This window comes from Proteus sp. G2618 (assembly GCF_009915995.1).
In the GTDB taxonomy this organism is placed as follows: Bacteria; Pseudomonadota; Gammaproteobacteria; order Enterobacterales; family Enterobacteriaceae; genus Proteus; species Proteus terrae.
The window spans coordinates 174,814-197,128 of record NZ_JAABNI010000026.1 but is presented as its reverse complement, the minus strand read 5'-3'; the positions used below and the strand labels follow the sequence as shown (position 1 = coordinate 197,128).

Genomic DNA, 22,315 nt, shown 5'->3' with positions numbered 1-22,315 from the left:
ACCATGCATGAACTTCCTCTAGTCTTTTTTACTGTTTTAGGTTCTTCAGCAGCAGGCTTGTTTCTTATTGCTTATATCAGTAAAAAATTAGGTCAAATTGATGAAAACCAACTGCGTAATGCCAATATTTTAGCCCTGATCTTAACATTAGTTGGCTTAGGCATTGGTGGATTACACGTTGGTCAACCTCTACGTTTTTTCAATATGCTATTAGGCGTTGGTCGCTCTCCAATGAGTAACGAAGCCTTCTTAAGTGGTGTATTTACAGGTTTTGCTTTTGCAACTGTTGCACTCACTATCATGAAAAAATGGAAGGGTTTACGTGAAATTTGTAACCTATTTACCGTTGTTTTTGGTCTAGCATTTGTTTGGTCAATTCCTCAAGTCTATCATATTCCTACAATTGCTAACTGGAATACAGACTACACCACATTGCAATTCTGGATGACGCTATTAGTTGGCGGCGGTGTTTTAGCAATGGCAACAGGTGCAAGACGCTTAGGTGCATTGTCCTTTATTATCGGTGCCATTATTACTTTTGCTACACGCTCTGGTTATGTTAGCTTCCTTGGCTTTACAGGCCCAGAACTTAGCGCTGACCAATCTCTATTTTGGGGATTCCAGTTAGCTGTATTAGCATTAGGTGTGGTTATCGTAGGATTTACTGCAGTAAAAGCGCAAGCATCAAAAATGACGCTAGCAACTTGTGCAGCAGCAGTCATTATTGCTGAATTATCAGGCCGTATCGCCTTTTATAATTTATGGCATATTACCATGTGATCTTGATGTTATGACTGATTAATCAGTCATAAAAAAGAGACAAAAATGCATACCCGAAAAGGTATGCATTTTTTTTAGAATGAAGAGCCAGGTTGCTGTAAAAAATCTAATTCTTCTGGCGTAGATGTTCGACCTAAGATGTCATTACGATGAGGATAACGACCATATTTATCAATAATTTCTTTGTGTCTTAGTTCATATTGATAAGTATTTTCATCATTAAGTTGAGAAAACAATATAACCGCATCTTGATGAATTTTAGGTGATTCTGAATGCATAAATGGCATTATCATAAACTTGCGTTTAACGGGGGTTAATGTCAGATATTCAGGTAACCGGATAGCTTCTTGCGCTAAGATTAACGCCATATTATCTTGGGCAAAGGCTTTTGGTGTATCACGCCAAATATTACGCGAGAACTGATCAAGAATAATAATCTCAGCTAAGCGCCCTTCTATCGTTTCTCTCCACGATGCCAGTTCACCACGACTTGCACTTAAACATAATTCACCAAATCTACGGCTAATTTCTTTATCAAACTGGCTATCTTTTTTAAACCATTGCTCTGGTGTGCATTCTTCAAACCAAAACGTCAAAGTTGATTGATAAGGGATCATAAAAACTACCACGCTAGTTATTTATTAATCAAAATAGCGTTTATTTTCATCAAAATAAACGTCATTGGCGAGTTACTACTTTGGTAAATTACCATTTTAATATAGCAACAGCTATTAATCCCTATCCGAAAAGGACATAAAAATAAATCCCCTCTTTAATCTTTAAAGGGGATTTAAAATGCTTCCTAGCTAACGCTTAAATCCATTAAGTCGCGCCATCCATAAGCCAATTTATCTACAAGTCTGTATAAAGTGGTATTCATTCCATTTATTACATTCTGTCGATATTATGATGCAATTTAATTAGTCCGCACATTTTACAAACATCAAATTTATCTCTGTATCACTACCTTGCCTTAAAAATCAGCAGTTGAATATTTTAATTTTTATAGTGAAACCACTAAAAAAGATCTATACCGTCTTATTTTATTTTAAAAAAAACAGCATTTTATGACAATAAAGATTGTTATAAATAACCAGTTAAATCAATGCACTATATTTCAACTTTTAATTTTTTCGGCTTTAATCTTGTTATTATCTTGTGTGATTACCCCAAAAGAAACCAGAGATCAAAAGTGAGATGAATGTTTAAAATTTACACATTAGTGATGACATTTATTGAAAAGTTTGCTCTATTCCTCTGTTTCTTTAACAATTTTGGAGTACAATTGTTGCAGTCTATTTACTGAATGATCTGTTATGTCTGCTATCTCTATTATTGGAATAAGCTACCTTATTGGGGCTCTAATATCGTTTATTATTACTTTCTTTTTAACCAAAGATCCTAGTCTTGCCATGCGCCTTTTAAGCGCATTATTAATTGCCTTAACTTGGCCTCTTAGCTTTCCTATGGCACTTATCTTCTCTATTTTTAGTTAATTTTTTAATTTAATCTTAATAACAGTAGTTATATTCTATTAAATTAGAATAATGGCTATTTACTGTTTTAAATTATAATTTTATTAAGTAATATCAATATATTATGATATCATATTTATTTTATAAAATAGAGAATTGTTTTTATAACTATCGCTAAAATATATTTATTGAAAATGTCATTGCTGATATTATCTATTAGACCAAAAAAGAATTTAATGAAGGAGGTTAATGACTATATCCCCATGAAAATTGAGAGTGGTAATAAAATAAGATAAAGCAATTTCGTTAAAAACCCTCTATTCCTAGAAGGTTTTTGTTTAATATACTATAAGAAGTTCTTTTTATTTAATAAAACAATAAATCATTTCAGGATCATTTTCATCAAGGTTTTCAATACAACCACTTTCAATAAACCCTAACTGAATTAGCATATTTCGCATTGCATGATTAGATTTATTGGTTGATGTAAATAGCTTATCTCCTTGTGTATTTTCTTGAAAATAAGTAATCAAGCGTTTTCCATAGCCTTTTTGGCGATACTTCTTATCTATCATCACAAGTTCAATAAAGGGCTGGTTAAAAAAGTGATGATGAATAACACCATAACCCACAATCTGTGCATCCACTTCAAGAAGATAAACAGCTTGGCTAGATAGCCAAGCTTTAATTTCTTCAATACGCGAAGCATCCTGTTGAGCATAGGTATCTAACTCAATAAGCGCAGAAAGATGATGGTATGTGGCTGGGATGATTTTCATGGTGTTTTTTTGTTAAACAGCCTCTAATATTTAGAAGGTTATATTATATAACTACATAAAAAACTATTGAGTTCGATACCATCCCATTAACATTATATATGCATTAACTACAGAAATACCCGAGCCATTTCCTATTTTCGCCGTAGTACCAGAATAGGTATGAGCATGAGCACCTAATGTAACAGTATGAGAGTGCTCTCCTGATGGATTCGTTTTTTGAGGTTCAGAGCCAAATAAAACATCATGCAAAGAAATTTTCCATGGTTTTTTCCCTTGAGCCCATTCATTATAAATATGTGTATGGGATCCAGCAACATTTGTGTTTTTCGTACCATAATCAAAACTTGATGTAGTTCCAGAAAAATTATGTTGATGTGGGGGTAAATTAGCAGTTGTCAATATAACTGAATCATTACCACCACTACGCAATACATTATTACCATTACTATTGGCTAAACGTACTGTTTTATTTTCTCCAATATATACCCATTTAGTTCCAGGAAATAATGTATTAGGATTTTTGTTTTGAGCAAACCAAACAACAATACCGACAGGATAAAGACTGTTAATTGTAGCGTAATTACCTTTCAGCTGATATTTATTGTCACTCTCTGATTTTGAATAACTATTCCCAGTTATAGCATAATTCCCCTTGAGCTGATATTTCCCATCAGTTTCAATTTTAGTATAACTTTCGCCTTTAGTCGCATAATTTCCCGCTACTTGGTAATTCCCTTTCCCCTGATATTTACTATCAGATTCTGCTTTAGTATAACTTTCACCTTTAGTCGCATAATTTCCCACAGGCTGATAACTTCCTTTGGGCTGATATTTACCATCCGATTCTACTTTGGTATAGCTTTCCCCTTTATTAGCATAATTTCCAGCTGGGGCATAATTCCCTTTAGGTTGATATTTGGTATCAGATTCCACTTTTGAATAACCATAGCCTTCAGCTTGATATTTACCTACGGGTTGAAAACGTTTATCTGCATCAACTTTAGAATAAGCACCAACATCATTTGCATTAATATCAGCTTTTAATTCAATCCATGCATTACCTGCGGCTGGCTCAACATTATTATTTTCAATTTTAGACTGCCAAGCTTTATTTTGATGATAAACCACACTACGAATAGGGTAAGGTTTCCCCGCTTCCGACCACTTAGCAAAACCCTGCAATTGCATTTCACCAATAGACTCGGTGATATCGTGAAATAAACTATTCATTTTTTCACGTTCAATATCTTTTGCAGCCGGATCAGTCACTTGGTCACGTTCATAATCATAACCATAGCCTTGTGTATAAGAGACAGAACCATCAGATTGTATTTCAACAGGTACAACTGTTTTATCCCCTTGTGTTGCAAAGGGGGTTTTAAATATTTTAGTCATAGGGATTATTCTCCGAAATTACTCTTCAGAAAGTTTTTACGATATTGACCATAACCAAAAGCTTTTTTGGTTATGATGCGATATTTGACACCTACACCTGAAGGGCGAGGCATTAAATCGAAGTTTTCTAATAAAAGGCGTAAACGTTCATCTGGATTAAAATTAAAAACGTAATACATATACGTCATATCAAAAGGATCGAGCACAAAAACCTTGCTATCCTCACACCAGAAAAAACGTTTAAGAAATTCATTAATATTGGTTACTGTAGGGCTTTGAGTGAGATTGAAATAACGCATTCTCACTAGCATTCTTTTTTGATCTAAAGTCAGCGATAAAGTGTAATCAGCATTTCGTCGAAAATTTGCTTTAAAATTGGTTTTCTTTTTACCAAAACCAAAACCTATTTTATTTTTATCACTAGGAGGAATATCAATGCCTAAAGGCACATCTAAAATACGTGACCATACTGATAAACCAAAATCGTTAGCTGTATCAATATTAAAGACATCTCGATACCAATTTTGCCAAAAAGTAACCGTAGATTGATTAAAGTAAGTGGCTTTTAAATGAGCTAATGCTTTTAATTTATCTGCATTTTCATATTGCCAGAGGATCGCTTTTAGTAGATCAGAATGAAAATCAAATTCTTGAATATTCATGCGATCACCACTTGTACCGCCCCTTTTGGTAATCGGGCAATTTGATTAAGTTTGATAGGAATTAATGCAACATTCCAATTTTTTCCATCTGTTGAAAGCTCCACTTTAGTGACAAATAAATGAGGCTCAACCGCATTAACCGCTGCTGAAATTTCAAAAGGAGAAACTTCTCGTCCAACTACCAGCCCATTGTCTCCATCTATTTCGCCCTGAACCCATTTCTCTAACGCATTAGGAATAATGGTTTGCGCATCAATATTGGATTTTTTTACAGACACACGGCAAAACACAGGCACTTCTTTCGGGCGTGAAAACTTAATAGGATATTCTTGCCCACTTGCTGGCTCTATTACATTTATTTCAATATCACCATTAAATGCAGCGCCTATTGTTTTTGTTCTTAATAATGATTTAGCAATTTCATGGCTATCTCCACCTTCTACACACACATAAATGCTATGAGGTAATAATGAGATACCATCGACAACTAACGCTTTATCATTAAAATTTTCACGAAAAGAAAGAGAATTAACTCCCTCTAATTCATATAACGAAGAGGTAATTGCTTCTGCAACACTAACTGTATTTTTAGCTAATGTTTGTTTACGCCGACGCCTTGCCTTTATATCTGACTCAGCATGGCGACCAACAACAGCATGGGTTAAGTTATTTACTTTTTCCCATCCTAAGACAGAACTTGCCATTTTATTTAATTGCCCAACGCCACAAGCAATAGGGCCATATTCTTTGGCTCGCATATCGCCTTTAATTTTCCCGTTATTAGCGATAATTAATGGTGATAAAGTTTCAAAGGTAGCACCTGTTATTGTGAGAGCCTGAGAGCCTTTAGGAATAATAGTACCAGGGATACCAGTAAACTCGACGTCACTTAAATAGGAATGTGTGGCATTAATACGCTCTCCGCCCATTAACGCCCAAATTGCATCGAGAAAAACACCACCAGCAATATCAGGATTTATTTGATTTGCAAGCTCGGCATTATTACGAACAATGGCATCTCTATTTTCAATTTCCATAGTTGCCAATACCCCTTGTGGGGTTTCTGGCGATAAATTAATAGATTGACCAAATACAGTGCGAAATTCATCTTCGACATTATTTCGTAACGTCAATGTGTCTGGAACAATCACCCCTTTATTATTAATATAACGATAGTTAGCCATTCAATGTAAATCCTCCATATATCGTGCGTATATCTGCCTGATATTTCAATATCCCCTCTTCTAGAAAAGCATGGAAATAAGTGATAGCAACAACTTCCTCTATTTCAGCAATACGTTGTCGAAATGCCATTTCAAATAAAGGAATATCAACTTGTCGGCTAAATGTTGCTGACCAATAAGGAATTCCTTTATCTTTTTTATGTAGCATTTCACCGCGTACAGCTTTAATAAAGTGCTGACAAAGATTTTTTACTGCATCATCGTTGTCACAAATTTGAAGGTTACCATCAGTACCTATCGCAAAATCATTCTGCTGATTTATTGAAAATGTCCTCATATTGGACTCCCTGTATTATCTTTCCCTGATTGCACTCCACCATGAGTATGTGTTGAGCCGATATCTTTTCCGTTATGGCGCATCACTCCACCTTGTGAATCACTATTGCCATTTACGGCGTAATTACCATTAACAGTTACATTGCCAGTAAATATCGTTTCAGGTGCATTGATTTCATATTTGGGGGCTTCTAATACAACTTTATCGTTATGAAGAGAGAAACAGACTGAACCATCCATTGATTGAATAACCAAGGCGTCGATATTCTTCCCATCAATCGCCCATCCTTTGATCGTGTCAGGAAAAAACATAGCATCACTAAACGAATGTAATCGTGTTGTATTGGGTTGATCTTCCAAACCACCACGTTGAAAAATAAGGCTAATATCGCGATCACTCGCCTTTAGCCAGCCAAAGTCACCCGGTTTAATTGGCGCTCTAATAAAAAAACCGCCACCACCAAATCGAAACACGGGAATATTAGCAACCGGTGCCCGAGAGATTTTTTCATCATCCGTAGTCAACATCATGACCAAAGGTTTGATCATGGCTCGATTAGTTTGCTCATCATAATTAATGACGGTTGCGGGTAACATATCATCTGTATTCATCATTAAATGGCGGAATGCAGACGAAAAAGCCCCTGCCAGTGAACCAACACTGGCAATATCATTATTGGGTTTACTCATAATTAAGCTCGTTTACACGTTGCGGTATAAGTGAAATCTGCATCATGTGAAGCAACTTTAAATTCAAGCTGCTCAATAATGTAGTCACCATTTAGTGAGGTATTTAATTTGCTATCAAGCCGAAGCATTCCGCCTAGTTCAGATGTGCTATCGATAAGATAACTCACCGTTAAGCCACTCTCAGTGGCTTTGGGAATTCCAATCATGCCTGAATTCATATTCAAAATACGAAATCGGCTTTTTAATGCTTTATCATCATCTTTTACGAATAACGTATCATCATCAATAAAAGCTTTAACATTTCCCGACTCTTGTAAACGCTCTATTTGATGTAATGCAGAGCCACAATAATACCAATTAGCAATATTCTTATCGGTCGCCTGAAAATCCAATTTCACACCGCAATCATTAGCAATGGTTAACGCGATTTCACTCAATTTTTGAATTGCGCCACCACTAGAAGAAATAATTTTTCCAGAACAATGGTGGCTAGTTTTTGCAGATAACGTTACGGTGACATCCGGAGGAGAGTCTATTTCTGCACTGACAATATCGCCAATAAAAAGTGAGAATAGCCCAGAGTTAATTCGACCAACTTCTAAATAAAGTCGTCGAACTTGCTTATTTTTATTATAAGGACTTGTTTCCGTCAGCAAATAATCTCTTGTCTCGGTATTAAGCCCTGTAATAGCGATTTTACATTCGTTTTGTAATGGATTTGCATATTTCTTTCCTCCTGCTGATATACGCAATCCTTCATACCATTGAAGCCTTTCACCGACCTCAATCCCCACCCTTATACGCCGAAGATCCATCTTCATTACTCCAATACACTAATGATTGTGTTTTTGTAAATTCCTCATACCACGGTAAAGCATCATTTTCTGTTAGAAACATTAAATTAATCCCCTGGTTTAAATAGCGATAAGGAATAATGGGTGTATTAGCAACTAAGCGAATACCTGTAATAAGCACTTCACCATCTCGCTCAATATCACAAAACATTGTTCGATTAGCGACTTTTAGCGTAAATGTCCAATCAACACCGGCTATCTCTACAGAAAATCGCTGATTAGGAATAGCTTGTAATGGAATAACCTGCATTTTATCTATCTCCTATTTTTCTTTTTTTCCTGCTTGTGTTGATTTTTTACTTTTGACATTTCCACGATTGACTGTTGAGGTTTGCTTTGGTTTTTTGGTTGATTTAGAGGATTTTTTATTATATTCGGGCTCTATTGTTTTCCATTCTGTAAATTTAAGTTTTAATTCGATGGCATTCACTTTTTGGGGATCTTCATCGTGAGTCAAACTTTCTAACAACATTGGTTGATAAGTTTTAACTCTGGTTTGAATTCCCACTAATGTATGTTCGTCATAAAGCTGCTTTATAATAGAATAACGATCCGCAATATCACCCGTTAATAATAACTCGACGCCTATGCTAATAGGATTAATAATGACGTGGTCACTACGATTTTCACCATTTTCAACTGCAAATTTAATAACTTGATGACTATCAGTAATTGAAACTTTCATCGGATTAACGCTATCAAATAGTGTTGTGAATGACTCTAAATCAAAAATTCTAACTTCCGTTATCATAGTTAAGCCTTCCCTCCGCTAGAATAATGCTCTGATATTTCTTTAGAGGCTTTATTTTTCAATGTCTCATCAAGAACTTTTGCAACAGCAACGCCATCAGTGGCTTGTGTTTCAACTCTGATTTCACCAATTTGAACATTATTTTCATTTTTAATGCTTGATTGGTTACTGATCATTTGGCTAGTCATTGGGTTTAAACTATTTGTTGAAGATAGTGTTAATCCATTATTTAACGCATTTACATCTTGTATTGGATTATAATATCGTATCGTTGGATTTGACTGTGGCAGGGTATAATTGAGACTACCTTCATCAGATAATTTTCGCTCTACTTTTTGAACAACAGTGACCTCTTTCTCGTCATCTTCCATTCCCAAAAAGCTTTTTGCTGATTGCCAAATCCCTTTTATGGAATCAATACCCTCATTAACCCAGCCTAATATTTTCTCTATATATTCCCACATCCAACTAAAAACACTAACCACTGCATCAGAGACAAAAATAAAGACACTTATTATTGATTGCCCCCACTCGATAATATTATTAATGCCCGCATTAAGCGCTATAACAAATTGGTTAAATGCGTCAGATATATAATTCCAAGCAGCAATAAATTGTTCAGCAATAACCTTTGAAGCAATCTTTAAAGATTGAACAAAAACTTGCCATGCTTCCCATACCACCATTATTGCGTCTTTAAGCGCGGGGTATTGATCCAAAATACTACCTATCATTGAATCATTACCATTAATAAAATTCATAATATCGTCATAGACGAGTTTAAATGCTGTCGCTAAGAGACCAATAACAGCTGCAATAGCTAATATAGGAAGCGCAGTGGCAAGTGTAGCAACTGCCGCAGACACCATCGCAGGCAGATAATAAATAGCAACAGCGCTACCAATAGCGGAGAAAAAACCGATAACAAAATCTTTATTCTCAATACAGAAATTAACTAATTTATCAAACCACGTTATTCCTTTTGCAAGAACAGGAATGATTATCTCCAAAAAGTTATTTTTTAATTGCCCCGCTAATTGATCAAATTTATTCATTACTGCATTAAGTTGAATAGAACTTTCGATACTTTCATCATTAATACCAGAGAATTGTTTTTGCACCCCCATTGTGCGCTCTAATTCTTCTCGGCCTTTCATCATTAATTCAATGGTTTTTTCATCCACAACACCCAATTTTTCCAGCTCTTTTTGGGCTCCGTCAAAGCTCATTCCTTTGACTTTATCTGCGGTTTTTAAAAGTTGTTCAATAGGATCTTCGGTATCAGTAAATGCATTTGCCATTGCAGTTAAATCGGCTTGAGCGGCTTCTTTTGTTCCCCCCATTTCAGCCATAGCACCTGAAAAAGCATCGATATCAATAGCCGCTATACCTATTTTTTTACTCAGTTTATCTAATGACTCTATTTCTTTGGCACGATCTAATGAAGCAGTGAAAACTTTTTGTAAAGCTCCAGTAATATCCTTAACCCCCATAGCGTTAAGAATATAATCCTTCATTTTCTCTACGGTTTTTTGATAGCTCTTACCTGTTTCATCAACACTCTCGCCTAATCGACGTTGAGCTTTTGCTTCTTCGACCGCAGCCTTAATGCCTTGTGTTTGCATTGTGCTAATAAAAGTATCGTAATCAGCACCTAATTGCTTAATGAGCGCATCGATAGCAATTTTACTTTCTTTATTTTTCTTCTCGGCTTCAGTTAAAGATCCCAATTCATTATTCAATGAGGATAGTTGATCCTCCATTGCATCATATTCAGCATTGAGACTTGCTAAAATATGGGCTTCAGCCGCGCCATTGTTATTAACCAATCCTCTTTGATAATCTAATACCGACATAGAACTTTTTAGAAAATCAATACTTTGTGTTACTGAATTAATTTTATCTTGAGTTTCACTAATATTAAGATCAATATTTATTGGTTCATCAAGTGATAAGCCCAACAGACCCACTAAGATTTCTTGCAAGAATTTATCAAACTCTTGCGTCCCCATTAGCGCGCTTTTAACAATGCTTTGAATTGAATTTTCAACGATTACAGAAGCACTTGTAATTTCATCACTATTAAATGAAATACTTATGTCATGATCTTCGGGTAATTCACCAAGATTGAGATGAATTTCTTGAACAAAATTATAGAAACTAGTGATACCGTCTGAAACACCCTGCTCAATATTTTTCATCTCAACAAGGATTTCATCTGCCGATTTTCTGATATTTGCTAATGCACTATCAGATACTTCAGCCTCCAACATCAGTACCTGAGAAAATACCTGTAATAGAGACATTATCTCTCCTTTGACGCGGCAAGCGCCTCGTTATAACGATTAGTAATCGCGATCTCCCACAGATCAAAGGCTTCTTCTAGATCTATGGTTGTTTTGAGTTCTGTGAAGGAGGCGAAACCCGCGGAGATGATGACTGCAAAGAAGCCATCAGCGTTTTTATAATCGACGGGAGAGAACCGCTGAACTTGCCTAGAAGGTATTGTAGGAAATTTTGGCTCCCGTCTTTGCCGAAAAAACTGGTATTGTACTTCAACATTTCGAGCTCAAGACGGATCAAAGCTTCTCCATCGGGCACATGATTATCAATTAATGTGCTGGTTTTTAGATAAATTTCTTGCCCTTCTTTTTCGATTGCAACATAAGCCATCATTTTTAACATGGCTTCTTTGCTAACTTCATAATCACCAATTTTGGGTGCATTTGATAAAGGGTATTTAGCAAGAATTTCTCGTCCAATCGTTGCTGGTAATCGGCTAATAATAAAAGTGTGTTCTTCACGATCACTATCAATAACAGTGATCTCTTTTGGTTTAATTAACATAATTAAATTCCATAAAAAAGGCGACCGAAGTCGCCATTACATTAAATGAATAACGCTAAAAATTAACGTGCTCTGACACGATCAAAGTCTTGGAAAATGAAGGTGTATTGCTTAGATTTAAGGCGAGCATTGTTTGAAATTGAATTACCACGGCTACCATTAGTAATTCTGCCATTACGAGCAGTGGTAATAGAACCATCACCATAAGAAGCCACTAGTGTAATAATATCGCTTGCATGACGACGTCCTCGTCTTGCTGTATTTGCATCAAGCAAAATAGCCAAGTTTTCATCTTCTTCGCTACCTGCTAATACGTTGATTGTCACAGTTTGAGGTGTAGGTGCCGACCAACTCACTAAATTACCATTAATATCTACTGCGGTTGCTGTAATATCGACAGCCGGCAAATCTAATGGATCACCCTCATCCGAAAATGTGGTAATAGGAATACCTGCAGGAAATGTGTTGCTTGCCTGAATAATTAAACTCAAACCTGTTGCTGAAATATCGTTCATTGTTTGTTCCTTAAACTAAATTGTGTGAGCCTTCAACTTTACGAACCCAATCGCCTTTACCGTAAATTAATACATATTTCATAGTGTATTCTGATAAATTTGAAGGACCTGTTTCTTCAACGATTTCAGCGTTGTACCAATAACCTTTGTTTTGTACATCGTGCCACGCTAAATCATCACCTGCTGCATCTGTAATTGCGATTTTTTGTACTTCAGTCAGCATTTTACTAGTAAGAATAGTGCCATTGTTTAATGCTTTCGTAACAGCGCCGGCAATAACCATCATGGCTCTTGCTTCTCCATCTTTATTAGCTGGGATCCCGCGGGTCGAAAGTAATAAACTCAACCATTGCTGTGCGATATAGGCTTTTAGCCATTGCTCATTAGTATGAACACTCATATCTAATGGGTTAGAAGCATTTCCACATAAAAAACCACGTTGATAGAAACTAATATCAGTACCAGTAACAGCCGTTTCACCGTAGTAGTTCACGCGTAATTTATCTAATCGATCAGCTGCAATATCTGTCTTAACTTGAGATGGGAAAGTGATACCAAATTGGCGATACATATAGTTAGTTGTCGCGTTTGTGCGATCAAAATCTGTTGCCGCCATAATTGCCATAGGTAGAGCTTGAACAAAAAAGCCATCATCTGTTTTTAAATTTAAGCCTGTTGATGCCGTACCAATTAATGCTTTACTGTAAATTTCAGCTTGTTTATCTGGAACTGACAAATAGAGCTGATATTTTACATTTTCACCTGCAATGTACTCTGCGAGCTCAACACTTTGCTCTACCGAAAGCTCGGTTAAGAATGTCGCACTACCAAATGAATCAGAAATCGCTTCGGCAGCGATAAATGCTTGAAGAGCTGTTTGTGCAACATTACCTTCAGATGCCTCTCCGTCACTTAATCCCATAGCATCAGCTAAAGGCGAATGTTCCATAGTGATCGTCGCTTTTTCTTGTACACCACTACTCATCAAAAAAGCACCATCAAGAGCATTAAAAGTAACGTAGCAACTTGCAAATTGAGGCTCACTTTCAGCGTTTAGTTTTGCTTGAATAAGAGAAGCAACATCTGCGTAAGACTCAACCTCAGTCAGTGAAATACCCGTAATATTTTTGGATACATCACCAATAGTTAAACTCAGTGTCCCTTCTTCAATTAGTTTTAATTTATCAAGTGTCTTTGCTGGTGTACCAAATAATGTCGGTGCCCGACCTACAGGTTCGAAAGAAGCAATTTGTAGCTCTTTAGGTTTGCTAATAGGCGCAGGGCTAACATAACTAAAATATTGACGAGCGAATTTAGCTTCTAGTGATCCTGCACCAAGCAACTCATCCACTTGCCCACTGGCAAATTCAAGTACTTTCCCCGCTGGAATTTTAGGGTTTGTTGAGAAAATACGAGCTGTAAGTTTGCGCATAGGTGCAGCCGATGCACCAACAACCGCGCTCGCAATATCAATATAGCGAGTTTGTTTAATAGACATATTTATCCTTAAATACGATATAGATTAGAAATAAGTAAATTTGTAGCAGCAGTGTCTAAAGATAAAGTGCTGGAAAAAGTGATATTAAAATCAAATGAAGGATTATGCTCATAGCTATTTCCAGCATTTATTATTGGCGACCGTCTAATTTCGCTCGCTCGTTGTATCCCTATTCCTACATTTCTCATTGATTCAACAAAAGACAGCGAATTAATAATCATTCGAGTCATTCGAACTAAATCACCTGCTGTTAAATTTGAATATTGTTTAATAAAACCTTGAACCTGGAATGTTAATTCAAACAGTTGTTGTTCTTTATGGTTTGCATTATTACCTTGAATATTATAATTTCTTTTTTGCCAACCTTGGCCAACCTCCTTTATAGGGAAAAACATAATAATATTATTATCTTGTCTTTTCTCTGGCTGAAAACCAGCAATAACCTCAACATTAATATCTGCTGATTTGAATTGTTTTAATAGTTGTTCACGAATGGCAATATTAATATCATTATCTTTCATTTCACCTCCTTAATATAATTCTCCTTTTCTTTAGAAATATTTAACCCATTTTGTTTATAAATAATTTTATTGATTATAAATTACTTAAAGATATTTTTAATTAATACACTCTTGGCGAATATAATCTTGTAAACCTAAAATGATCTGTTCTGACTGCGTAATTCGTTCTCTGAGTACCCAATAATTTCGGATAGCGGTGTCAGTAGGTCTGGCGGTGTTTGCATCAACCAAGCCGGTGGTGGAAGTGGTTGCGGCTTTAGGGCACTCTGCTTTGATATACACCCGCTCAGGAGCGCGCTCACTAATATCACGTAACTGATCAATTTCTTTTTTTGCATGAACAAGTTCCTGTAAATGACGATTATCAAGTTGATTAAGCCGATTTATTCTTAATTGATAATCTTTATTTTCTGCAATCTGCTGGATAAGAGATTGATTAATATTATCGTATTCCTGTTGCAGCGATTTTTTTTTATCAATTAACCAGAGCAATCCTATACCTAGGCATAAGATAGCCATTAGCATTATTTTTGATAAATAACTCATAGCAGCAACCAGGCATCTTCAAAAACTTCTTTTGAATAAGGTTGGTAGCCAAGTTCAATATTAACAATCGCTATTGCTAAAGGAATGGTGACATTTTTTAATTGTGTATTAATTGGGTTATTGGCATCAATACCAATTTCTTTTGATGCTCGGCTAATATAGCCTTCTGTATTATTTTCATTAGGTGGAGCATAACGATTAATAATCGTTCTAATGGTATTTAAACCATATTTTTTTTGGTAAGTTTGTAATAATTTGTAGATAGCTCGTATACCATATTCAGGTGAAATAAATTGGCAAAAATCTTTATCTGTTTGTTCTACGGATAATCCCTGCCATTTCGAACCATGCCGGATATTACCCGGATTATTATTACGCTCACCTCGTGCTATTTTAGCCATTTTTAACTCCTGCTCTCCCTTTAAGGAGTTTACTCACGGAATCCACTCCAACATAGCCAATAAATACACTGGCTAAGTAAGCAAACTCATGATTAATATTAAATAAAATTAAGATGTCTTTTACGAACCAAGCAAACATTGCACACATCAGCCCATCTATAGAGGTTTTTTTCCATCCTCCGCCGTTATATAAACCTCGAAGAATAGCCATTCCTCCAGCTAGAGAGGCTGATATTCCTTGCTCTTTCATTGAAGAAAGAGTAATAAATATCTGTTCCCATAGATCTGGATTTTCTTTCATTGTTTCTCATGGCTTACCTCCAATAGGAGGAACTGTAATAAATAATATACTCATCTACAGCACTTAAATTTAAGCACTGTTTTAATATGAGTATCTTTATGTTTTATTTATCTAATTAGATAAATGGCGGATATAAAAAAAGACCATATTGTGGTCTTTAATTGAAGATAAAATTTAACAGATATCGTTAATTTATATTAGTTAAGAAAATCGAGAAACAAAAAAGCCCCACCGAAGTGAGGCTCTTTATATTCTGTTGTGAGGTCTTTAGATACAAATCTCTCACTGTGGGGATATAGTATGCTTTTTTTTCCTGAAGATCAATACCCATTTTCTACAAAAATAAAAAATAGAGAAAATTATTACTTAACAGTTACTTCTTGAAGAATTTTTTCTGATAAAGACTCTTCTTTAAAGCATTCTTCAACTAAATGTTCAAATAGCGGCTTATAGTTACTGTACGCAACAGTTTTAGAAACACTCACTACCGCTTGTACTTGTTCTAATACTTCGCTGAATTTTAAACGAGGATACCCGCGTCCTGAACATTGATTACAAGGTTTGAAAACAGGTTTGCCTTGTTTTTCGCTCTCTTTTTTATCTAAAATTTGACCACGTCCATGACAACGACATGCCAAACGAATTTCGGCTTTTCCCTTACATGTAGGGCAAACAACACGAGTTGTCTCTCTCACTTCACGGTAAGAGGTTTTATTTATTGGTTTAACTTTAAGCTCATCTTTAAGGTTTCGCTCAAGCCCTTTAACTGATTTTGAGGTGTAGCTTTTGGTGGTAAAAACTTCAACCTCAATAAATCCATTACAGCAATTAAGACACGCTTTCTTACTTGCGGCACTTCTTGCGTAATCCTGAAAAGCATAATTAGCAATAATCTGCAAAACTTTGGATTTATCGTTTTCAGTTAATTTATCAATCGCTTTATATAGATAAACTTGGGTTAATGCGTATTGGTAAAGACTTTCTATCGCTTCGCTTGGGTTATTAATATTATGTTTAGCTAAAAACAGTTCTATTCCCATGCGCCCTTTTCGCGTTACTAGGCTAATTGATGTCATAACATCGGTGACTGAAAGTGAATCTACCGATTTAATGGTTCTTACATCACTTAATACAATGCTTTTTGGTGAAAAATATTTAGGTAAGTCTGCTAGTCTCATTTAATGCTCCTTTTGATTTCCTATCACTACTAATTGGTCATCCATGTACCACGACAAGGCATGGCATTTATGCATCTAAATCACCCGCATTTACGGCGTTATCTCAACGTGATTTTTACTTACCACTCTTGCATTGGTTTATTTAGTTAATTTTTTGTACTTCCCATACTTTTATTAACTAATGATTAATGTTATATTTTAACTAAAGTGACGTCAAGCAGCAAAGGAAATTAACCAATGGTTAAGATTAATGATAAAACGGAGTTCACAAAAAGGCTTCAAGAAGCTTGTTTAGATTCAGGGATTGCAGGTCGTGGGTTAGGTAAAAGAATTACAGATGCACTTGCTGAACAAGGTATAAAAGTCAGTGCTCCAGCAGTGTGGAAATGGCTAAACAGCGAATCAATTCCCGATCCAACCAATATTTTAGCATTAAGTCAATGGCTCGATGTTCGAGCAGAATGGTTAGAATATGGGCGAGGAGCAAAAATAAACGATGGTGTTTCAGTCAATGAAATGACACCTGTTGATGATTGGGATAATAATACACCGATAGAACGAGATGAAGTTGAGATCCCCTTCTATACTACTATTGAATTAGCTGCCGGTTTCGGAAGTTGTACCACGGATAATCAGAAGGTGGAGTTATTGAGATTTTCTCGTTCTACATTTAATCGCTATGGTGTTCAACCTAGTGATGCCGTTGCTTTTAAAGTTCATGGTGACAGTATGTCCCCTGTTATCCCTGATGGTTCAATTGTCACTATCAGTACAGGACATACAAAAATTGTTGATGGCGGTATTTATGCTATTCAACAAGGTGATCTTTTAAGAGTCAAAATTTTACATCGACTTCCCAATAACACCATAATCATCCGTAGCTATAACACTATTGATTACCCAGATGAGCGTTCTACATTAGAAGAAGTAAAAATTTTGGGACGAGTATTTAATTGGTCCGTGATGGGTTGGTGATCGTGATAGATCGATAATCATAGTAATACACGAAAACACTACAATCTTTTATGTGGTGTTTTTTAATATATATTCATAAAATTTACCCAAGAAAAAACCCGTTATCTCTTTTGAGATAACGGGTTCTTATATGGTGCCGGCTACCGGAGTCGAACTGGTGACCTACTGATTACAAGTCAGTTGCTCTACCAACTGAGCTAAGCCGGCTAATTCTGGCGGAAGGATAGAGATTCGAACTCTAGGATGGTTTCCCATCGGCGGTTTTCAAGACCGCTGCCTTCAGCCACTCGGCCATCCTTCCATAGCGCGGAATTATGCCTATCTCTGACCCCGCTGTCTAGTCCTGATTGTAAAAAAAATGACTTTTTTATCTGTTTGCTCAATCTTCAAACGCTTTTTGCTTAAAAAGTGCTAACTCACTAATATACTGGTTAATTTTTGATAACTAAAGATAAAAAATCACAGTGATATCGAGAGATAAATGGAGTAACCCAAAAGGAATTAAATAAAAATAAATAAGAGGGAAAATGAAAAATAGAATTATAGATAAGAAAAAACCCGCTATCTCTTACGAGATAACGGGTTCTTATATGGTGCCGGCTACCGGAGTCGAACTGGTGACCTACTGATTACAAGTCAGTTGCTCTACCAACTGAGCTAAGCCGGCTAATTCTGGCGGAAGGATAGAGATTCGAACTCTAGGATGGTTTCCCATCGGCGGTTTTCAAGACCGCTGCCTTCAGCCACTCGGCCATCCTTCCATAGCGCGGAATTATGCCTATCTCTGGCCCCGCTGTCTAGCTCCGATTGTAAAAAAATTGGATTTTTTTGTTTGTTTGCTCAAAGTTCATCCGAATATCCCTTTTAAAGTGATAACCTGTTAATATAATGACTGAATAATGGTGATTGTTTATTCAATTTTCTATTTTTTAATTACATTGTCTCTTAAAGGCTCGCAAACTGAATGCGTACATTGAACCAACTCAAGCCAAATACACTAACTCGTCTATATGCCCTGTTTCTTCTTTTTATGGTCATATCACTTTTTCTATACGCTTACAGTTATTTTGACACTTGGCTAGATAGCAAAAAAAATGCTATCAACAATACGACTCACAAATTTGCTCGACAGGTTGAAGATTACCGTTACCACTCTAATCAGCTTTTTCAGCTATCAAATAAAATAGCCGATACCTCGACGTTCCCTGTATTGCGACTTAATCCAATAAGATTACGTTCGGATGTATTTTGGCTTGAAGGCCGAGATCAAACCGTAGATTCCATTATATTCGGCAAACCCAATGAGCAAACCTTTCAGTTAGCACAACGATTTGCAAATTCACTCGAAATTCTTTGGGGAGTGCGTAATGATTACAGTTCACTTTATTATCTAAATGGTAAAGGAAATGATCTTATCTTAATTACGACTCATTCTGTGCTTAAGCCGGAGATCCGTTATAAAGAAAGCTATTTAACATTAACGGCTGAAAACAAGCGGTCTGAGTTATTGATGCAATCAACGGCATTAGATGAAAAAGAGAGTCTTTCTCCCATCAGGAAAATGTCTACAGAAAACATCTACTACTACACTTATCGTATTATGTTTAATGTGCCTGGTCAGTTAACCAGCGTAGTAGCGTTTGATTTGCCTATCAATAACTTCTTACCTTCAGAATTGTCTCCACACTACTTAAGACTACTTCCAACAGGTCAGCAATCTGTTTACGACAAAAATAGCATTGAAGTATCAACAGACGGCTCTTCACTGATTTTTTCTCAACCTATTGCAGGGATCCCCTATTCACTCTCTTATGAATATCCGTTGAAATCGATTATAAAAGAGATTGCCTACAAAAATATTTGGTTATTAATCAGCCTGCTGGTATTTATTTCTATTTCCATTTTTGGCCATATCTATATTCGGAATAAGTACGTTTTCCCTTATATCTCTATGACTCGTAACCTACGAATCAAAGAAGAGATGACAAACGACATCATTTCGAATCTCCCGATAGGATTATTAGTCTATAATTTTTCCTCTAACCATAAGATTATTAGTAATAGTCATGCGGAAAAATTACTGCCTCATATTGATTTATCTAAGATCCGCCAAATGGCGGTTGAGCATAATGGCTTAATCCAAACGGCTATCAACAACGAAATTTATGAAATAAGAACCAGTAATAATAACAATATTGACAATACATCATTATTCATATTCCTGAATAAAGATAACGAAGCATTAATCAATAAAAAATTACAACTTGCACAGCAAGAATATGAGAAAAACACCATCGCACGACGCAAAATTTTATCTAATATGTCATTAGAATTGATGCGTCCCATCAAAGATATAAATGAGATGGTTTATCAGTTCAAAGAGTTATTACCCGAAGATACTCATCAACAATTGCTTAGCTTATTATTAGAGAAAACAAATTACATTTCTGAGTGGATAGAAAACATTACATTAATTAATAAGTTAGAAAATCAAGAATGGAAAATTCATAAGGATGAATTTGAACTCTCAACATTAGTTGAATCTATTCTGATAACAGCATCACCTTTTATGATAAGAAAAGGCCTAACACTTTATTTCCACAATAACATAAGACCAGGCTTACTTTTAATTAACGATGGCCCGGCTTTAAGTAAGATTATTTTATCATTGATTAATTATGCCATTAGTACGACTAATTATGGAAAGATAACAGTTAATCTGAATTTAGTTCAAAATAAAGATAAAGAAGAAATACTTATTGATATTATTGACAGTGGAAGCGGACTTACACCTCAAGACATTGCTAATATAAAATACCCATTCTTAGGCCAAGCAATGGGAGACAAATATTATTCTAACTCAGGTATCATTTTTTATTTATGTCATTTGCTGTGTAATAAGATACAGGGAGAATTAACTATTAAGAGTCAAGAAAGTATTGGTTCTCATTTCCGAATTGCACTCCCATACCAGCATATAGATACGGAAGAACGAACTTTTAACGTATTATTAGAGGGTATAAACGCAAAACTCGCCATAAAAAACCCTGAAATAGAAAAAATCATCTGTCAACAGCTTGATAAATATGGCGCTACATACTTTGATAAAAATAGAGAGAATCTTTATCCCGAATACGATATCATACTTAGGGATACGCCGAATGATAATCCTGAATCTCCAACAATATTATTAATGAGCTCTATTGTTGGATTTGAAAAAATATCAAAAGATTTAATAAAGTGTAACTATAACTTCGGTGATCCTTTAATAGAGGCTATTACTTATTTAATTGAAGAAAATGAGTCATTTCTCCTAGATACAGCTAAAGAGAGTATTTGGGATGAAAATAATAACCTTGATAAATACGAAGTAATTCTTAATAATTATAGGAAGAAGTTGAATGGTAGTGATTATAAGGAACTATTTATCAGTACTGTTCCTATTGATGTTGAAAAACTACACTTAGAAGCAACAAATAAAGACTTTCATTCTCTAGCCCAGACAGCTCATCGTCTAAAAGGGGTTTTTGCCATGTTAGATTTAGAATATCTCAGAGAAAGCTGTGAATATTTAGAGCATGACATAAAAAATCATAATGAATTAGAGATCAAAGAACGTATCACTCAACTGGATAAATGGATTCAACAGTTGCTGCAGCAAGGTAACAATTAAACATGAATAACCTTAATATTATTATTGCCGATGATCCCGATGATCACCCAATCGTTTTATTCGGTATTCGTAAATCTTTAGAACAAATTGAATGGGTCAATGTTGTTGGTGAATTTGAAGATTCGACTTCACTTATCAATAACTTACCTAAGTTAAATGTGGATGCTTTAATTACTGACTTGTCTATGCCTGGCGATAAGTATGGTGATGGTATTACACTCATTAAGTACATTAAAAGACATTATCCTAATTTGTCGATTATCGTACTAACAATGAATAACAACCCAGCTATTTTGAGCGCAGTCCTTGATCTTGAAATTGAAGGTATTGTGCTTAAGCAAGGTGCTCCGACTGATCTGCCAAAAGCATTGGCTGCGCTGCAAAAAGGCAAAAAATTTATGCCTGAAAGTGTTGCGAAGCTACTTGAAAAAGTCAATGCGAATGGTTATGGCGATAAACGCCTATCACCAAAAGAGAGTGAAGTGCTGAGATTATTTGCTGAAGGTTTCCTTGTAACTGAAATCGCGAAGAAACTGAATCGTAGTATTAAAACGATTAGTAGTCAGAAAAAATCAGCCATGATGAAATTAGGTGTCGATAACGATATCGCATTACTTAATTACTTATCATCAGTGACTATTGATAAGGAAATTAACGGCCCAGATTAATTTCACTGTAGTTACCTTAGTTGCACCGATAAAATCAGGAAGCTCAACCCTTTGGGGAGCTTCTCTGCTTTTTAGTCTTTAATTTATCCTTCTTTCTTTTTGGGCTCCCCCTTTCTTTCCCTTAGTAATATCCTCCTTTGTTTACAAGCGCTTCTAAGCAGTATGATTTATCCTTCTATTTCTTCATACCCTTATTAGCTTCAGTGCTCACAGAGCATTGTAGAGGCTTTATTACCCTGCTTTTAAGTCATTTATCTTGTTATGACTCTGCTCTGTTTTTACCTTA

At 35.6% G+C, this 22,315-nt stretch carries 24 protein-coding genes and 4 tRNA genes; 5 read left to right on the top strand and 23 right to left on the bottom strand.

Going from position 1 to position 22,315, the window contains the following annotated elements:
* The first annotated feature begins 3 nt into the window (after positions 1–3).
* Positions 4–780, top strand: a complete 777-nt coding sequence (locus GWJ01_RS17480) for a dimethyl sulfoxide reductase anchor subunit family protein (RefSeq protein WP_098942386.1) — start codon at positions 4–6, stop codon at positions 778–780.
* Between the two features lie 74 nt (positions 781–854).
* Here the strand turns inward: GWJ01_RS17480 and GWJ01_RS17475 are convergent, their stop codons facing one another.
* Positions 855–1,397, bottom strand: a complete 543-nt coding sequence (locus GWJ01_RS17475) for a DUF924 family protein (RefSeq protein WP_109401811.1) — start codon at positions 1,395–1,397, stop codon at positions 855–857.
* 699 nt (positions 1,398–2,096) lie between these two features.
* On the opposite strand from GWJ01_RS17475, the gene GWJ01_RS17470 reads away from it, so the two are divergent.
* Complete coding sequence (locus GWJ01_RS17470; RefSeq protein ID WP_109395169.1) at positions 2,097–2,276, top strand: GhoT/OrtT family toxin; 180 nt, start codon at positions 2,097–2,099, stop codon at positions 2,274–2,276.
* 341 nt (positions 2,277–2,617) lie between these two features.
* Here the strand turns inward: GWJ01_RS17470 and GWJ01_RS17465 are convergent, their stop codons facing one another.
* From GWJ01_RS17465 to GWJ01_RS17380, 18 genes are all read right to left on the bottom strand, one after another.
* Complete coding sequence (locus GWJ01_RS17465) at positions 2,618–3,034, bottom strand: GNAT family N-acetyltransferase (protein WP_161711388.1); 417 nt, start codon at positions 3,032–3,034, stop codon at positions 2,618–2,620.
* A gap of 63 nt (positions 3,035–3,097) precedes the next feature.
* Positions 3,098–4,429, bottom strand: coding sequence for a phage baseplate protein (locus tag GWJ01_RS17460; RefSeq protein ID WP_161711387.1), 1,332 nt, complete (start codon positions 4,427–4,429; stop codon positions 3,098–3,100).
* A gap of 5 nt (positions 4,430–4,434) precedes the next feature.
* The gene (locus tag GWJ01_RS17455; RefSeq protein ID WP_161711386.1) at positions 4,435–5,091 is read right to left on the bottom strand and encodes a DUF2612 domain-containing protein; all 657 of its coding nucleotides are present in this window, start codon (positions 5,089–5,091) and stop codon (positions 4,435–4,437) included.
* Positions 5,088–6,275, bottom strand: a complete 1,188-nt coding sequence (locus GWJ01_RS17450; RefSeq protein WP_161711385.1) for a baseplate J/gp47 family protein — start codon at positions 6,273–6,275, stop codon at positions 5,088–5,090. The genes GWJ01_RS17455 and GWJ01_RS17450 overlap by 4 nt, the downstream gene beginning before the upstream one ends.
* Complete coding sequence (locus tag GWJ01_RS17445) at positions 6,268–6,612, bottom strand: hypothetical protein (RefSeq protein ID WP_109395174.1); 345 nt, start codon at positions 6,610–6,612, stop codon at positions 6,268–6,270. The genes GWJ01_RS17450 and GWJ01_RS17445 overlap by 8 nt, the downstream gene beginning before the upstream one ends.
* Entirely contained in the window at positions 6,609–7,301 is a 693-nt protein-coding gene (locus tag GWJ01_RS17440) for a Gp138 family membrane-puncturing spike protein (protein WP_109395175.1), read from the bottom strand. Before GWJ01_RS17440 ends, GWJ01_RS17445 begins: the two co-directional genes overlap by 4 nt.
* A 2-nt stretch (positions 7,302–7,303) precedes the next feature.
* The gene (locus GWJ01_RS17435) at positions 7,304–8,116 is read right to left on the bottom strand and encodes a baseplate hub protein (protein WP_075674206.1); all 813 of its coding nucleotides are present in this window, start codon (positions 8,114–8,116) and stop codon (positions 7,304–7,306) included.
* The gene (locus tag GWJ01_RS17430; protein WP_109395177.1) at positions 8,085–8,405 is read right to left on the bottom strand and encodes a phage baseplate plug family protein; all 321 of its coding nucleotides are present in this window, start codon (positions 8,403–8,405) and stop codon (positions 8,085–8,087) included. The genes GWJ01_RS17435 and GWJ01_RS17430 overlap by 32 nt, the downstream gene beginning before the upstream one ends.
* A 12-nt stretch (positions 8,406–8,417) precedes the next feature.
* Complete coding sequence (locus tag GWJ01_RS17425; RefSeq protein ID WP_109401816.1) at positions 8,418–8,906, bottom strand: phage baseplate protein; 489 nt, start codon at positions 8,904–8,906, stop codon at positions 8,418–8,420.
* A gap of 2 nt (positions 8,907–8,908) precedes the next feature.
* The gene (locus GWJ01_RS17420) at positions 8,909–11,212 is read right to left on the bottom strand and encodes a hypothetical protein (RefSeq protein WP_161711384.1); all 2,304 of its coding nucleotides are present in this window, start codon (positions 11,210–11,212) and stop codon (positions 8,909–8,911) included.
* 82 nt (positions 11,213–11,294) lie between these two features.
* Complete coding sequence (locus tag GWJ01_RS17415; RefSeq protein WP_075674210.1) at positions 11,295–11,753, bottom strand: hypothetical protein; 459 nt, start codon at positions 11,751–11,753, stop codon at positions 11,295–11,297.
* A 62-nt stretch (positions 11,754–11,815) separates the two neighbouring features.
* Positions 11,816–12,268, bottom strand: a complete 453-nt coding sequence (locus GWJ01_RS17410; RefSeq protein ID WP_075674211.1) for a phage tail fiber protein — start codon at positions 12,266–12,268, stop codon at positions 11,816–11,818.
* Between the two features lie 10 nt (positions 12,269–12,278).
* The gene (locus GWJ01_RS17405) at positions 12,279–13,766 is read right to left on the bottom strand and encodes a DUF3383 domain-containing protein (RefSeq protein ID WP_161711383.1); all 1,488 of its coding nucleotides are present in this window, start codon (positions 13,764–13,766) and stop codon (positions 12,279–12,281) included.
* Positions 13,767–13,774: 8 nt separating this feature from the next.
* The gene (locus GWJ01_RS17400) at positions 13,775–14,287 is read right to left on the bottom strand and encodes a phage gateway protein (protein WP_161711382.1); all 513 of its coding nucleotides are present in this window, start codon (positions 14,285–14,287) and stop codon (positions 13,775–13,777) included.
* Positions 14,288–14,383: 96 nt separating this feature from the next.
* Positions 14,384–14,833 (bottom strand): lysis protein, encoded by a 450-nt coding sequence (locus GWJ01_RS17395; protein WP_109401820.1) that lies wholly within the window; start codon positions 14,831–14,833, stop codon positions 14,384–14,386.
* Positions 14,830–15,234 (bottom strand): structural protein, encoded by a 405-nt coding sequence (locus tag GWJ01_RS17390; protein ID WP_109401821.1) that lies wholly within the window; start codon positions 15,232–15,234, stop codon positions 14,830–14,832. The genes GWJ01_RS17395 and GWJ01_RS17390 overlap by 4 nt, the downstream gene beginning before the upstream one ends.
* Positions 15,227–15,535 (bottom strand): phage holin, lambda family, encoded by a 309-nt coding sequence (locus GWJ01_RS17385; RefSeq protein WP_109395185.1) that lies wholly within the window; start codon positions 15,533–15,535, stop codon positions 15,227–15,229. Before GWJ01_RS17385 ends, GWJ01_RS17390 begins: the two co-directional genes overlap by 8 nt.
* A 362-nt stretch (positions 15,536–15,897) precedes the next feature.
* Positions 15,898–16,713, bottom strand: a complete 816-nt coding sequence (locus GWJ01_RS17380) for an antitermination protein Q (protein ID WP_161711381.1) — start codon at positions 16,711–16,713, stop codon at positions 15,898–15,900.
* A 237-nt stretch (positions 16,714–16,950) separates the two neighbouring features.
* On the opposite strand from GWJ01_RS17380, the gene GWJ01_RS17375 reads away from it, so the two are divergent.
* Complete coding sequence (locus tag GWJ01_RS17375) at positions 16,951–17,688, top strand: LexA family transcriptional regulator (RefSeq protein ID WP_161711380.1); 738 nt, start codon at positions 16,951–16,953, stop codon at positions 17,686–17,688.
* 131 nt (positions 17,689–17,819) lie between these two features.
* Here the strand turns inward: GWJ01_RS17375 and GWJ01_RS17370 are convergent.
* The 4 genes from GWJ01_RS17370 to GWJ01_RS17355 form a co-directional block, all read right to left on the bottom strand.
* Positions 17,820–17,895: transfer RNA gene (locus GWJ01_RS17370), tRNA-Thr, on the bottom strand.
* Positions 17,896–17,901: 6 nt separating this feature from the next.
* A tRNA-Ser gene (locus GWJ01_RS17365) sits at positions 17,902–17,989 on the bottom strand.
* Between the two features lie 290 nt (positions 17,990–18,279).
* A tRNA-Thr gene (locus tag GWJ01_RS17360) sits at positions 18,280–18,355 on the bottom strand.
* 6 nt (positions 18,356–18,361) lie between these two features.
* Positions 18,362–18,449: transfer RNA gene (locus tag GWJ01_RS17355), tRNA-Ser, on the bottom strand.
* 203 nt (positions 18,450–18,652) lie between these two features.
* Between GWJ01_RS17355 and rcsD the strand changes: the two genes are divergently transcribed.
* On the top strand, positions 18,653–21,361 hold the full coding sequence (rcsD, locus tag GWJ01_RS17350) for a phosphotransferase RcsD (protein WP_109393075.1): 2,709 nt from the start codon (positions 18,653–18,655) through the stop codon (positions 21,359–21,361).
* 2 nt (positions 21,362–21,363) lie between these two features.
* The gene (rcsB, locus tag GWJ01_RS17345; protein WP_161711379.1) at positions 21,364–22,029 is read left to right on the top strand and encodes a response regulator transcription factor RcsB; all 666 of its coding nucleotides are present in this window, start codon (positions 21,364–21,366) and stop codon (positions 22,027–22,029) included.
* Positions 22,030–22,315: the final 286 nt, after the last annotated feature.

What these genes read in the sequence shown, in the direction of transcription:
- GWJ01_RS17480 (WP_098942386.1), top strand. Translation starts at nt 4, where the DNA reads ATGCATGAACTTCCTCTAGTCTTTTTTACTGTTTTAGGTTCTTCAGCA.
- GWJ01_RS17475 (WP_109401811.1), bottom strand. Translation starts at nt 1,397, where the DNA reads ATGATCCCTTATCAATCAACTTTGACGTTTTGGTTTGAAGAATGCACA.
- GWJ01_RS17470 (WP_109395169.1), top strand. Translation starts at nt 2,097, where the DNA reads ATGTCTGCTATCTCTATTATTGGAATAAGCTACCTTATTGGGGCTCTA.
- GWJ01_RS17465 (WP_161711388.1), bottom strand. Translation starts at nt 3,034, where the DNA reads ATGAAAATCATCCCAGCCACATACCATCATCTTTCTGCGCTTATTGAG.
- GWJ01_RS17460 (WP_161711387.1), bottom strand. Translation starts at nt 4,429, where the DNA reads ATGACTAAAATATTTAAAACCCCCTTTGCAACACAAGGGGATAAAACA.
- GWJ01_RS17455 (WP_161711386.1), bottom strand. Translation starts at nt 5,091, where the DNA reads ATGAATATTCAAGAATTTGATTTTCATTCTGATCTACTAAAAGCGATC.
- GWJ01_RS17450 (WP_161711385.1), bottom strand. Translation starts at nt 6,275, where the DNA reads ATGGCTAACTATCGTTATATTAATAATAAAGGGGTGATTGTTCCAGAC.
- GWJ01_RS17445 (WP_109395174.1), bottom strand. Translation starts at nt 6,612, where the DNA reads ATGAGGACATTTTCAATAAATCAGCAGAATGATTTTGCGATAGGTACT.
- GWJ01_RS17440 (WP_109395175.1), bottom strand. Translation starts at nt 7,301, where the DNA reads ATGAGTAAACCCAATAATGATATTGCCAGTGTTGGTTCACTGGCAGGG.
- GWJ01_RS17435 (WP_075674206.1), bottom strand. Translation starts at nt 8,116, where the DNA reads ATGGATCTTCGGCGTATAAGGGTGGGGATTGAGGTCGGTGAAAGGCTT.
- GWJ01_RS17430 (WP_109395177.1), bottom strand. Translation starts at nt 8,405, where the DNA reads ATGCAGGTTATTCCATTACAAGCTATTCCTAATCAGCGATTTTCTGTA.
- GWJ01_RS17425 (WP_109401816.1), bottom strand. Translation starts at nt 8,906, where the DNA reads ATGATAACGGAAGTTAGAATTTTTGATTTAGAGTCATTCACAACACTA.
- GWJ01_RS17420 (WP_161711384.1), bottom strand. Translation starts at nt 11,212, where the DNA reads ATGTCTCTATTACAGGTATTTTCTCAGGTACTGATGTTGGAGGCTGAA.
- GWJ01_RS17415 (WP_075674210.1), bottom strand. Translation starts at nt 11,753, where the DNA reads ATGTTAATTAAACCAAAAGAGATCACTGTTATTGATAGTGATCGTGAA.
- GWJ01_RS17410 (WP_075674211.1), bottom strand. Translation starts at nt 12,268, where the DNA reads ATGAACGATATTTCAGCAACAGGTTTGAGTTTAATTATTCAGGCAAGC.
- GWJ01_RS17405 (WP_161711383.1), bottom strand. Translation starts at nt 13,766, where the DNA reads ATGTCTATTAAACAAACTCGCTATATTGATATTGCGAGCGCGGTTGTT.
- GWJ01_RS17400 (WP_161711382.1), bottom strand. Translation starts at nt 14,287, where the DNA reads ATGAAAGATAATGATATTAATATTGCCATTCGTGAACAACTATTAAAA.
- GWJ01_RS17395 (WP_109401820.1), bottom strand. Translation starts at nt 14,833, where the DNA reads ATGAGTTATTTATCAAAAATAATGCTAATGGCTATCTTATGCCTAGGT.
- GWJ01_RS17390 (WP_109401821.1), bottom strand. Translation starts at nt 15,234, where the DNA reads ATGGCTAAAATAGCACGAGGTGAGCGTAATAATAATCCGGGTAATATC.
- GWJ01_RS17385 (WP_109395185.1), bottom strand. Translation starts at nt 15,535, where the DNA reads ATGAAAGAAAATCCAGATCTATGGGAACAGATATTTATTACTCTTTCT.
- GWJ01_RS17380 (WP_161711381.1), bottom strand. Translation starts at nt 16,713, where the DNA reads ATGAGACTAGCAGACTTACCTAAATATTTTTCACCAAAAAGCATTGTA.
- GWJ01_RS17375 (WP_161711380.1), top strand. Translation starts at nt 16,951, where the DNA reads ATGGTTAAGATTAATGATAAAACGGAGTTCACAAAAAGGCTTCAAGAA.
- rcsD (WP_109393075.1), top strand. Translation starts at nt 18,653, where the DNA reads ATGCGTACATTGAACCAACTCAAGCCAAATACACTAACTCGTCTATAT.
- rcsB (WP_161711379.1), top strand. Translation starts at nt 21,364, where the DNA reads ATGAATAACCTTAATATTATTATTGCCGATGATCCCGATGATCACCCA.